We start from the raw sequence: 12555 nt of genomic DNA, 5'->3' as shown, positions 1-12555 counted from the left end.
GACGATGGCGACCCAGACAAAGAAACGTGACTACGACCTGCTCGGCGAAAGCGGCCGCACCGCCGTCGAGACGGGGCTGGCGGCAGCGCAATGGTACCACACCGACATTCCGCGCAAGGAGATGAAGGCGCTGATGCAGCGCTCCGATGCACCCGCAATCCGTGACACCGTCATCTGGCTCGGCAGCATGGCGGTCTTTGCCGGGCTCGGTATCTATTTCTGGGGTTCGTGGATCGCCGTGCCCTTCTTCCTCGCCTATGGCGTGCTTTACGGCTCGGCGTCCGACAGCCGCTGGCACGAATGCGGCCACGGCACCGCTTTCAAGACGCGCTGGATGAACGATGTGGTCTATCAGATCGCCTGCTTCATGATCATGCGCAATCCGGTGACCTGGCGCTGGAGCCACACGCGCCATCACACCGATACCGTCATCGTCGGCCGCGATCCCGAGATCGCCGTCATGCGGCCGCCGGATCTCCTCCGGCTGATCCTCAATTTCTTCGGTATCCTCGATGTCTGGCATGCCGTCGTCGACATGCTGCGCAATGTCTTCGGCGTCATCAGCACGGCGGAAAAGACTTTCATTCCCGAGATGGAACAGCCGAAGGCGATCCGCATCGCCCGTATCTGGCTCGTCATCTATATCGCTACGATCGCAGCCGCGATTGCCATGGGTTCGATCCTTCCCTTGATGCTGATCGGCCTGCCGCGCCTCTACGGCGCCTGGCACCATGTGCTGACCGGGCTGCTGCAGCATGGCGGTCTCGCCGACAATGTGATCGACCACCGGCTGAACAGCCGCACGGTCTACATGAACCCGATCAGCCGCTTCATTTACTGGAACATGAACTACCACGTCGAACATCACATGTTTCCGATGGTGCCCTACCACGCGCTGCCCAGGCTGCATGCGATGATCAAGCACGATCTGCCGGCGCCGAACGCGTCGATCTGGTCTGGCTATCGCGAGATGATCCCGGCCTTCCTGCGCCAGCTACGCAACGAGGATTATTTCCTGCGGCGCGAACTGCCGGCCACCGCGCGGCCCTATCGCGAGGAATTCCACAACGAACTGGCCCCGGCGGCCCAATAATTGCGATCGAGGGAGGATAAGATGAGCGGAAACTGGATCGAAGTCTGCGGCAAGGACGAGATCGACGAAGAGGATGTCATCCGCTTCGATCATGGCGGGCGCACCTTCGCGGTCTACCGCAGCCCCGACAACGAATTCTTCGCAACCGACGGGCTCTGCACGCATGAACATATCCACCTCGCCGACGGGCTTGTGATGGATGAGATCATCGAATGTCCGAAACATAACGGCCGCTTCAATTACAAGACGGGCGAAGCCAAGGGCGCGCCGGTCTGCGTCAATCTCAAGACCTACCCCGTGAAGGTCGAAGGCGGCACCGTCTTCATCTCGGTCTGAGGGAGGCTGTTGTGGCTCATTTCGTGATCCTTGGTGCCGGCGAATGCGGTGCGCGCGCCGCCTTCGCCTTGCGGGAAAAAGGTTTTGACGGCGAAATAACGCTTGTCGGCGCCGAAGCCCTCCATCCGTATGAGCGGCCGCCGCTTTCCAAGGCCGGTATCGCCGATGCCAGCGATCCAAAATTCATCGCTGCGGCGGAGAAATACGCCGAAAGCGGCATCCGCCTGCTGACCGGCCTGGAGGCCAGGGATGTCGACACGGCATCCAGAACCGTCACGCTTTCCGACGGGACGACACTCTCCTACGACAAGCTTCTGCTGGCGACGGGCGCGAGCGCGCGGTCGTTTCCAGGCGCGCCGGAGGGCAGCGCGCATATTCGCTCGCTCCGGACCCATCACGATGCGGCGGCTTTGCGCGATGCAATGAAGCCGGGCCGTCATATCGCCATCATCGGCGGTGGCTTCATCGGCTTGGAGCTTGCGGCGACGGCGCGCCTCCTCGGCGCCGAGGTGACCGTCATCGAGGGACTGGAACGCGTGCTGAAGCGCGGCGTGCCGGAGGAAATCGCCCATCTCCTCACCGAGCGCCATCGCGCCGAGGGCGTCGATATACGCTGCGGCGTCTCGATCGAGACGCTGACCGAGGAAGGCGGGAAGGCCGTGATCAGGCTGTCCACCGGCGAGGTGATCGAAGCCGACCTTGCTCTTGTCGGCATCGGCGCGCGGCCGAATGTCGAGATCGCTGAAAAAGCGGGCCTCGCAATCGAGAACGGTATTGCCGTCGATACCTATCTCCAGACCTCGGCGCCGGATGTTTTTGCCGCCGGCGACTGCTGCTCTTTCCCTTTGCCGATCTATGGCGGCCGGCGGGTGCGGCTGGAATCCTGGCGCAACGCCCAGGAGCAGGGCACATTGGCCGCAGCCAACATGCTCGGCCTCGACGAAGCCGTTTCGGCAGTGCCGTGGTTCTGGTCGGACCAATATGACATGACGCTGCAGATATCAGGGCTTGCCGAAGGCGCTGTGGCGCATCTGCGCCGCGACCTCGGCGCCGGCGCCTTTATTCTCTTCCATCTCGACGCCGATGGCCGGCTGATCGCCGCAAGCGGCATCGGAACCGGCAATGCGGTGGCGCGCGACATCAGGCTCGCCGAAATGCTGATTGCAGCAGGCGCCCGCCCCGACCCGGCCGCGCTGACATCAAGCAACGTCAAACTGAAATCCCTGTTGGCCGCCTGAGCAGCCGCTATTCATTAAAGGAATTGACGATGAAGAAACACAAGCGCGCGACGGTCGCCGACCTGCTTGCGGAAAAAGGCAAGCGCCAGCTCACCATGCTGCGCGTCACCTCGCTGGAGGAGGCGGAGGCCGCCGAAAAGGCCGGGATCGATATCGTTTCCGTGCCGCCTTCGCTGCTCGGCCCGGTCTTCCGCGAGATCGCGCCTACGCCTTTTGCCATTCCGGGGCTCGAATATGGCGACCATGTTTCGGCCGAGGATTATCTGCGCGCCGCCTTCGCGGCGTTGAAGGCCGGCGGCGATGCGGTCTATTGCGCCGCAAGCCTGCAGACGATCCGGCGCATGCGCGATGAAGGCATTCCCGTCTGCGGCCATCTCGGCTTGATCCCTTCGAAGGCGACCTGGACCGGCGGCTTCCGCGCCGTCGGCAAGACGGCGGCGAGCGCCGCGGAGATCTGGCGGCAGACCAAGGCGCTGGAAGAAGCCGGCGCCTTTGCTGCCGAAATCGAAGTCGTGCCGGGAGAGGTCGCCGCCGCCATCAGCAGCAACACCTCGATGCTGATGATCTCCATGGGCGCCGGCAGTGGCTGCGACGCCCAATATCTCTTCGCCGACGACGTGCTCGGCGCCAATCGCGGCCATTATCCGCGCCATGCCAAGGTCTATCGCAACTTCGCCGCCGAATATGACCGGCTGCAGCGCGAGCGCATCGCCGCCTTTACCGAGTTCGCCCACGATGTCAGATCCGGCGCCTATCCGGAAAAGCGCCATCTCGTCGGCATCGAAGAAGCGGAATTGAAGGCTTTCCTGGATCGGCTGGCGGGCGAGATCGGCAATCACTGAAAGCTTACGGCTTGCTCCGCGCTTCCCCTTCGCCCGCTGGGGAAAGGGGAAGCCCGCCATTGGCTTCCGCCTTCGCCTATGTCAGGAATGATCCGTTCGACCCATTCGGAACGGAGTATTCGGTCCCCTGTGACGATAGGCTTTGCGCATGCGGAATTGATTGCGGTGCTCGTCGCGGTGACGGGGGACGAGCCGCGCGTCATGACCATCCGTTCCGGCAATGCGCTGCCGTCAGGCCCTTTCGAAATGGGCCATCGCACGCTGCAATCGGGCCTGCGCGAATGGGTGCAGGAGCAGACGGAGCACCCGGTCGGCTATCTCGAGCAGCTCTACACTTTCGCCGATCGCGACCGGAACAACGAAATCCTTGGCGGGCGGACGATCTCGATCAGCTATCTCGGCCTCGTCAACGAGCAGTCCGGCGCCGGCCGGCCGGGGTGGCACGGCTGGTATGAATATTTCCCTTGGGAAGACCATCGGCACGGCCGGCCGGCCGTGCTCGACGAGATCATGACACGCCTGAGGGACTGGGCCGACGCCGATCCCGCGCGGCGCGACCATCGTCATCGCCGCGCGGATTTCACCTTCGGCCTCGACGGCGGCGGCTGGAACGAGGATCTGGCGCTGCAGCGCTATGAACTGCTCTATGAAGCCGGGCTGGTCGCCGAAGCCGGATGCGCCGCCGAAGCCAATCTCGGCCGGGCGATGTTCGCCGACCACCGCCGCATTCTCGCGACCGGCATCGCAAGGCTGCGCGCCAAAATCAAATACCGCCCCGTCGTCTTCGAGCTGATGCCCGACAGTTTCACGCTGCTCAGGCTGCAGCGCACCATCGAAGCGTTGGCCGGGCTGACGCTGCACAAGCAGAATTTCCGCCGCCTGATCGAACAGCAGGAACTGGTCGAGGAAACCGGCGGGACGGAAAGCGAAACCGGCGGCCGGCCGGCCAAGCTGTTCCGCTTCCGCCATACGGTGCTCGAGGAACGCGCGCTCGCCGGAACGAAATTACCGCTCTCCCGCCATTGACATATGCTCAGCATGAGAATATGTCTTTGCCCATGATATGCTCAATTCGAGCATAATTAGGAGCCGGTCATGAATCACGCTGTTTCCGCATCCTCGCTCTACGAACGCGTCAGCCGCGTCATCCCCAAAGCCGAATGGATGATGTTCGAAAATGACGTCGACGCGATCCTCGAGCTCAAGCGCCGCCGCAACGCCGTCATTCTCGCCCATAATTACCAGACGCCGGAGATCTTCCACGGGGTGGCCGATATCGTCGGCGACAGCCTGGCGCTCGCTCGCAAGGCGATCGAAGTCGATGCCGACGTCATCGTGCTGGCCGGCGTGCATTTCATGGCCGAGACCGCCAAGCTTCTGAACCCCGAGAAAACGGTGCTGATCCCGGATCTCGGCGCCGGCTGTTCGCTGGCGGACTCGATCATACCCGAAGATATCGCGCTGCTGCGTCAGGCCCATCCCGGCGTCCCGGTCATCACCTATGTCAACACCTCGGCCGCGGTGAAGGCCGCCTCCGATATTTGCTGCACCTCAGGCAATGCCAAGAAAGTGGTTGAATCGCTCGGCGTGCCGAAGGTGCTGATGATCCCGGATGAATATCTGGCGCGCAACATCGCGCGCGAGACGGATGTCGAGATCATCGCCTGGCATGGCCATTGCGAAGTGCATGAACTTTTCACCGCCGAAGACGTCCGCCAGCTGCGTGAAAATCATCCCGGCGTGACGGTGCTCGCCCATCCGGAGTGCCCGCCTGACGTGGTAGCAGAAGCCGATTTTGCCGGCTCGACCGCCGTGATGTCGGATTATGTCGGCACGCAGAAGCCGGCGCGCGTCGTGCTCCTCACCGAATGCTCGATGAGCGACAATGTCGCCGTTCACCATCCGGACGTCGAGTTCATCCGCCCCTGCAATCTCTGCCCGCATATGAAGCGGATCACGCTTGCCAATATCCGTGCGGCGCTCGAAGAAAACCGTCATGAGGTGACCGTCGACCCGGCGATTGCCGTGGCCGCACGCCGCGCCGTCGAGAGGATGCTGGCGATATGACCGAGCTTCTCGACCATCTTGCCGGACGCACGGTGATCGTCGGCAGCGGCCTTGCCGGGCTGATGACCGCGCTGACGCTGGCGCCGGAACCCTGCGTGATCGTGACCCGCGCAGCTCTTGGCGCGGAAACGTCGAGCGCCTGGGCGCAGGGCGGCATCGCCGCCGCCATGGGCGCCGACGATAGCGCCGAGCTGCACCTTGCCGATACGCTTGCCGCCGGCGACGGTCTCTGTGATCCAGCGGTCGCCGCCGGCATTATCGCCGAGGCGCCGGCGGCGATTGCGGCGCTCGAACGGGCCGGCGTGCGTTTCGACAGGAATGCCGCGGGCGAGCTTTCGTTGGGGCTGGAAGCCGCGCATTGCCGTCGCCGTATCGTCCACGCAGAAGGCGACGGCTCCGGCGCGGCGATCGTCGCCGCGCTGGTGCGGGCGGTGATGCAGACGCCTTCGATCACCGTGCTCGAAGGACTTGAGGCGCGGCGGATATTGACGGACGGCGAGCATGTGGCGGGCCTGCATTGCGCGACCGCCAATGGCGCCGCCATCCTTCCGACGTCCAGGGTCGTGCTCGCCACCGGCGGCATCGGCGGGCTCTATGATGCGACCACCAATCCGATGGGCAATTTCGGCCAGGGGATCGCGCTCGCGGCAAGGGCGGGCGCTGTTCTCGCCGATATGGAATTCGTGCAGTTCCATCCGACCGCGCTCGATTCACGCCGCCGGCCGTTGGCGCTCGTCAGCGAGGCGGTGCGCGGGGAGGGGGCTTTGCTCCTCAACGAAAAGGGCGAGCGCTTCATGGCCCGCATCCCGGGCGCCGAGCTTGCGCCCCGCGATGTGGTGGCACGCGCCATCAGCGCCGAAATCGCCCGTGGCGGCCGGGTCTTCCTCGATGCCCGCAATGCGCTCGGCCACCGGTTCGCGGCACGCTTTCCTGTGATCGCAGCCCTCTGCGGCGAGGCCGGCATCGACCCGGCGACAGACCTCATTCCGGTGCGGCCGGCCGTTCACTATCATATGGGCGGCGTTGCCACGGATGCGAGTGGGCGCAGCTCGGTGCCCGGTCTCTGGGTGGCGGGGGAAGCTGCCTCGACAGGGCTGCACGGCGCCAACCGGCTCGCCAGCAACTCACTGCTGGAAGCAGCCGTGATGGGCATGCGGGCAGCAGGCGATCTGTCCGGCGCGCCGGCAAATGGTGCCGGCTCCATCACCGCCGCAAAACTGCCGGCGGCCGCCGATGCCTCGCTCGTCCGGCCGACCGTCTCGCGCCATCTCGGCGTGCTGCGCAACGCCGGCGCCGTGAATGGAGCGATCGCCGCATTGCTGCCGTTTGCCAAAAGCACCGGCCCCGCCGCCGATCCTGCCATCGTCGCGTTGCTGATCGCCGTTTTTGCCAGCCTGCGAACGGAATCGCGCGGCGCCCACGCCCGTACCGATTTTCCGCTGAAGCATGCCGATGCAAGGCGACGTCAGATGCGCCTGTTGGACGCGCTGGAGATCGCCCACGCGACACCGCCCTATTCGCTTGCAAGGAGTGCCTGAGATGAGCCTCGTTCCCCTTCCACGCCTGATCGTCGAACCGTTGGTCCGGGCAGCGCTGCTTGAAGATCTTGGCCTTGCCGGCGACATCACCTCGGCATCGGTCATTCCGGCGGATCATCGCTCGACAGTTGCTATGGCCGCCCGCCAGCCCGGCGTGATCGCCGGCCTCGATGCGGCCGAACTCGCCTTTTCCCTCGTCGATCCCGAAATCACCACGCTCCGCCATCTCCAAGACGGCGATGCGGTCAAGCCTGGCGACGTAATCGCCACCATCGAAGGCCCGTCGCGCGGCCTCCTCACCGCCGAGCGTACCGCGCTGAATTTCCTTGGCCATCTCTCGGGGATTGCAACCGTCACGGCCGAGATTGCCGCCGCCATCGGCGGCACCAAGGCTTCCGTCGCCTGCACGCGCAAGACGACGCCGGGGCTGCGGGCGCTGGAGAAATATGCGGTGCGGGCCGGCGGCGGCATGAACCACCGTTTCGCGCTCTACGATGCGGTGCTGATCAAGGATAACCACGTCGCCATCGCCGGCGGCATTGCCGAGGCGATCCGCCGGGCGCGGGCCGGCGTCGGCCATATGGTGAAGATCGAGGTGGAAGTGGATACGCTTGCTCAATTGCGTGAAGCGATGGAGATCGGCGCCGACGCCGTTCTGCTCGACAATATGACGCCGGACCAGCTGCGCGAAGCCGTCGCCATCGTCGCCGGCCGGGCGATCACCGAAGCATCCGGCCGTGTCACGCCGGCAACGGCAGCCGCAATCGCGGCATCCGGCGTCGACCTCATTTCCGTCGGCTGGCTGACGCACAGCGCGCCGGTGCTCGATATCGGCCTTGATTTCGTCGAGGCCGCAACCGCGACGGAAGCAGCCGCAAAACGGATCGCCCGGGCCCTATGATCCCTGGGCGTCCCGCTGGCCTTCGATCCGCGCAAACTCTAATAGCCGGCTTCGAAGAACGGTGACAGTTCAAATAATGTGCCGAAATGAGACGCCGAGGCGGTCTCGCATCAAGTGTTCGTAAGCATTTTCCTCTACAGACGGCGCGAGAAGATGCAATTATTCGACGAAAATTCTTCTTTTTATAGCAAAGCCGCTATGCGCGGCGCCCTTATAGCTCTAACATGCTACCCACTGGCCGGCGCTTCTGCGCGCCTTGGGCTTCAGGGGTGAGAACCGAAATGCAAGAGACATCCGCAGAGGTGTCGACGAACAGGCTCTGCCTGCTCGGAAGACCGCGATTGATAGCGGCGGGGAGAGAGCTCCCCTTGCCGGAGAAATCCTATTTTCTTCTCGCCATGCTCGCTGCCGAATCCAATCTGGAACTCGACCGCGAAACGATCAGGCGCCAGCTCTGGCAATCCGAACTGCCGGAAAAACGGGCAGGCAGCCTGCGCCAGCTGCTGGCGCGCATCGAGCAGAGCATTCCCGCCGACCTTCCCCCGCTGCTCGCCGCGACAAGGACCCATATCGGCCTTGCCGACGGCTGGGAGATCGACGTTCGCATCCTCAAGCAGAAAGGGCCGCTTGCCCCCGAAGACAGCAGCATCCTCAACGGCGAATTGCTGGAAGGCGCGAAATCGCCGACGCAAGGCGCCGAGGACTGGCTGACCTTCGAGCGCCAGCGTATCGACGAATTGCGTTCGACCCATCTCACCCGGCTGGTCGAAACCGCCGAAGACAGGTCGGATGAAGAGCAGGTCGCGCTTGCCAGGCGCCTGCTGGAACTCGACCCGGCCAGCGAAACGGCCTATCGCGCCTTGATGCGCCTTTATGTCGGGATGAACGATCCGGCCGCGGCGCGTCAGGCCTATCTTAAGTGCAAGAGCCAGCTGAAGGACGAGTTCGACACCGAGCCGGAGGAAAGCACCACGGCGCTCGCCCGCGAACTCGGCCTGATCCCGGCAGCACAAGCCGCAGCGCCGGAGCGCCCGTCTGCGCCAGGCATGTTCGCCGATATGCTCGGCCAGCCGCGCATCATCATCCTGCCGCCGGAAAGCATCTTTACCGATCCGCTGATGGAGCGCGTCGGCAGAGCGCTTCTCGAAGACGTCACCATCGGCCTCAGCCAGCAGCGCGGCTTCAAGGTCATCGCGGCGCATACCAGCCTCGAGATCCTCAGCCGCTCGGTCGATCCGGCGCGTGCCGTGCCCGGCCCGCTCGATCTCAGCTTCGACTATGCGGTCTACGTCACTATCCAGGGCCGCGACGAGGATGTCTATGCGACCTGCCGCCTGACGCGGACGACGACGTCGGAGGTGATCTGGGCGCTGGAACTGCCGCTGGTGATGCAGAAGATCAGCGAATCCTTCGCGCATCTGACGCGGCGGATCGTCTCCTCGCTCGCCGACACGATCGAGCGCCACGAATTGGCGATGCCGATCGGCGATGCGCCGGCCTCCGCCTACCGTCTCTACCTGGAAGGCAAGCGGCTGATCGCCAAGACCGATCTGCAACACCTGCGCCAGGCCCGCAAATGGTTCAAATCCTCGCTCAACCGTTATGAGCATTTCTCGGCTGCCCATGCCGGCGTATCACGCGCGCTCGGCATGGAATGGCTGATCCGCGGCATGCAGGATACCGACCTGCTCGACGAGGCGAACGGGGCTGCCCGGCTGGCGCAGCAGTCCGACCCGAACAGCGGCCGGGCCTATCGCGAACTCGGCTTCGTGGCGCTTTACCGCCGCCGTTTCGACGAGAGCCTGGAATATTTCCAGCAGGCTCAGGATCTCAATCCGAACGATGCGGATATCCTTGCGGACTATGCCGATGCTCTGTGCCACAATGGTGATTTCGACAAGGCGCTGGAGCTGAACCAAGCCGCCTTCAGGCTCAATCCCCTGCCGCCGGACTATTATTACTGGAATCTCGGCGGCATTCATTTCGACCGTGAAGATTACAAGAAGACGATCGAGGCGCTTGAGCCGGTGAACTCCAAACAGGCGACCGCTCGCCTGCTCGCCGCCGCTCATGCGATGGCAGGCGATATGAAGAAAGCCGGGAACTACGCCAGGGTCGTCCTTGAGAATTTTCCGGATTTCCGCAGCGAAGATATCCGCCACTTCGTCCCGGATCGCGATCCCCGTTACACGGAAGCCCTGATTCACGGCCTGCAGCTCGCCGGTCTCCCCTGATTGCGTCGCCTTTTAACGAAGCCTGTAACGCTTAAATGACGCGGGCAATGTTTCCCTCCGACCGCTAACGACAGCAACACGCTGTCCGAACAATCGGAGATCGAACATGAAGACGAATGCTGAAACCACCCAAGTTCAGGCTCAGTCGCTGCGTTTCTCTGCAGCCGCCAGGGCGGCCATGAAACAGGACGAGCTCAACGTTTCCGCCAATGCCCTCGAAAACCTGACTCATGCTCTGAAATTCCGCTAAGGACGAGATTGCATGTCCGCTTTCGCCGATCTTGAGACGCTTGCCGGTGACCTCAAACGATCATCGGCCGGCGTCAGCGAATATCACGACCGCGCAGTCACGCCGGCCCAGACGCTGGCTGCGATCAGGCCGTATCTGCGTGAATTCGGCATCACGCGCGTCGGCCTTCTGACCGCGCTCGATGTCCTGAACATTCCGGTCGCGTTCGCGACGCGGCCGAACAGCCATACGCTCTCGGTCTTCCAGGGCAAGGGCATCGATAACGAGGCCGCCATGGCCTCGGCTGCCATGGAGGCGATCGAGACGCGGATCGCGGAAATACCGCCCGCCGATCTGACGCAGGCGACGGTCGAGAGCATGCGGGCGGAGCGTGCCGCCATGATCGATCTCGACAATGTCGCGCGTTGCGCGCCGGACGAGATCGGCAAAAGCCCCATTCCCTGGTGCTCCGGCATCGATATCCTTTCCGGCAGCAGCGTTTTCGTGCCCTGGTGGCTCGTCGGCCTCGACCATCGCGGGGAGAGGCCGCCAGGCTTCGAGCAATCGAGCGACGGTCTTGCCTCCGGCAATACGCCATCCGAAGCAGTCCTGCATGGGCTTTGCGAACTGGTGGAACGCGATGCCTGGGCCCTGACCCAGCTGAAATCGCCGGAACGCCTGAAGGAAAGCCGCATCGACCCCGCCTCCTTCGGCGATACCGTGATCGACATCATGACCGACCGGATCGCGCGCGCAGGCATGCGGCTGCTGCTGCTCGACATGACCACAGACATCGGCGTTCCCGCGTTTCTCGCCGTCATCATGCCCGGCAATCTTTCGGATCGTGTCGATGCACGCTGGTCGCATGTCTGCGGCGGCTGCGGCTGCCATCCCGATCCCGTGCGCGCCGCGCTGCGCGCCATCACCGAGGCGGCGCAGAGCCGGCTGACCGCGATCGCCGGCAGCCGCGACGACTTCTCGCCGCGCATCTATCAGCGGCTCGACCAAAGTGCGGCGATGCAGCAGGTGGTCGAGCTTTGCGAGGGCGGCGGCCGGATGCGCGCGTTCCAGCCGCGTCATCGCCGGCAGGCGACGATCCAGGAGACCATCGACCATATTGCGAGCCGGCTGGCGGCGACCGGCATCGAACAGATCGTCGTCGTGCCGTTTTCCAACCACACCCTGCCGGTCTCCGTCGTCAGGGTGATCGTACCGGGTCTGGAGGTCGATATATCGGGCCAGTACATCCAGCTCGGCATGCGCGCGGTCAACACCATGAGGGGAGCACAATCATGAAGGTGCTGTTCGTCGGTCCGAGCCTGGGAAGCGATCTCGCCGCGGCAAGGGCAGCGTCTTCCTCCATCGACTTCCGGCCGCCGGCCGCCTGCGGCGACATCCTGAAAGCCGTCGAGGACGGCGCCACCGCGATCGGTCTCGTTGACGGCTATTTCGGTGATCTGCCATCGGTCTGGCACAAGGAAATCCTCTACGCACTCGAACAGAATGTCGCCGTCGCCGGCGGCGCCAGTATGGGCGCGTTGCGGGCGGCCGAATGCGCTCCGTTCGGCATGGTCGGGATCGGCTCGATCTTCGAGGATTACGAGACCGGCCGCTTGCTCGACGACGAGGCCGTGGCCCTCGTACATGCGCCGCAGGAACTCGGCTGGCTGCCGCTTTCCGTGCCTTGGGTCGATTTCGAGCCGACGATCGACGCGCTTTACGCCAGCGGCGAGATAACACCCGGCGAACGCAAGAAACTGCTGCTTGCCGGCCGCTTCCTGCATTTTTCCGAGCGCACTTATGCGAAGGCCGTCGATGAATGCCATTTCGCCCGCAAGCCGCGCCGCGATCACATCCTCGCCGCTATCCGCAACAACCGCGTCGAACGCAAACGCAACGATGCCCGGCTGGTGTTGGAATGGCTGCGCCGCGACGAATTCCTTCCCGTCAACCGTGACTGGCGCTTTGCCGCGACTTCCCACTGGGAGCTCTTGCATGCCGAAGTCACACGGAATGTGACTCCTGTAACGCTAGAATAACGGTCGCGGCAGAAAGATGTACTGGCGATGGAATCGTA

12 protein-coding genes are annotated in these 12555 nt (G+C 63.8%); all 12 read left to right on the top strand.

Annotated features, from left to right (window positions below; genetic code table 11):
• Positions 1-4 precede the first annotated feature (4 nt).
• The 12 genes from ATY76_RS12040 (at position 5) to ATY76_RS11990 (ending at position 12517) form a co-directional block, all read left to right on the top strand.
• Complete coding sequence (locus ATY76_RS12040; protein WP_088674989.1) at positions 5-1093, top strand: fatty acid desaturase family protein; 1089 nt, start codon at positions 5-7, stop codon at positions 1091-1093.
• A gap of 21 nt (positions 1094-1114) precedes the next feature.
• A complete protein-coding gene (locus ATY76_RS12035) occupies positions 1115-1429 on the top strand; it encodes a MocE family 2Fe-2S type ferredoxin (protein WP_088674988.1) in 315 nt (104 codons plus the stop codon).
• Between the two features lie 11 nt (positions 1430-1440).
• Positions 1441-2667: an FAD-dependent oxidoreductase gene (locus ATY76_RS12030; RefSeq protein WP_088674987.1), complete on the top strand. Its 1227-nt coding sequence runs from the start codon at positions 1441-1443 to the stop codon at positions 2665-2667.
• Positions 2668-2696: 29 nt separating this feature from the next.
• Positions 2697-3509, top strand: coding sequence for a 3-methyl-2-oxobutanoate hydroxymethyltransferase (locus ATY76_RS12025; protein ID WP_088674986.1), 813 nt, complete (start codon positions 2697-2699; stop codon positions 3507-3509).
• Between the two features lie 129 nt (positions 3510-3638).
• Positions 3639-4535 carry a hypothetical protein gene (locus ATY76_RS12020; RefSeq protein WP_088674985.1) on the top strand — a complete coding sequence of 299 codons (897 nt, stop codon included), beginning with the start codon at positions 3639-3641 and terminating at the stop codon, positions 4533-4535.
• Positions 4536-4604: 69 nt separating this feature from the next.
• The gene (gene nadA / locus ATY76_RS12015; protein ID WP_088674984.1) at positions 4605-5576 is read left to right on the top strand and encodes a quinolinate synthase NadA; all 972 of its coding nucleotides are present in this window, start codon (positions 4605-4607) and stop codon (positions 5574-5576) included.
• Positions 5573-7114 carry an L-aspartate oxidase gene (locus ATY76_RS12010; protein WP_088674983.1) on the top strand — a complete coding sequence of 514 codons (1542 nt, stop codon included), beginning with the start codon at positions 5573-5575 and terminating at the stop codon, positions 7112-7114. Before nadA ends, ATY76_RS12010 begins: the two co-directional genes overlap by 4 nt.
• Before the next feature lies 1 nt (position 7115).
• Positions 7116-8015: a carboxylating nicotinate-nucleotide diphosphorylase gene (nadC, locus tag ATY76_RS12005; RefSeq protein ID WP_088674982.1), complete on the top strand. Its 900-nt coding sequence runs from the start codon at positions 7116-7118 to the stop codon at positions 8013-8015.
• A 281-nt stretch (positions 8016-8296) separates the two neighbouring features.
• A complete protein-coding gene (locus ATY76_RS12000) occupies positions 8297-10249 on the top strand; it encodes a BTAD domain-containing putative transcriptional regulator (protein WP_088674981.1) in 1953 nt (650 codons plus the stop codon).
• 106 nt (positions 10250-10355) lie between these two features.
• Entirely contained in the window at positions 10356-10499 is a 144-nt protein-coding gene (locus ATY76_RS33685; protein ID WP_190233637.1) for a hypothetical protein, read from the top strand.
• 12 nt (positions 10500-10511) lie between these two features.
• Positions 10512-11774 (top strand): YcaO-like family protein, encoded by a 1263-nt coding sequence (locus ATY76_RS11995; RefSeq protein ID WP_088674980.1) that lies wholly within the window; start codon positions 10512-10514, stop codon positions 11772-11774.
• Positions 11771-12517, top strand: a complete 747-nt coding sequence (locus ATY76_RS11990) for a TfuA-like protein (RefSeq protein WP_088674979.1) — start codon at positions 11771-11773, stop codon at positions 12515-12517. The genes ATY76_RS11995 and ATY76_RS11990 overlap by 4 nt, the downstream gene beginning before the upstream one ends.
• Positions 12518-12555: the final 38 nt, after the last annotated feature.

The sequence above is a fragment of the Rhizobium sp. R339 genome (assembly GCF_002211395.1).
Lineage (GTDB): Bacteria > Pseudomonadota > Alphaproteobacteria > Rhizobiales > Rhizobiaceae > Rhizobium.
This window is presented reverse-complemented; position numbering and strand designations above follow the sequence as displayed.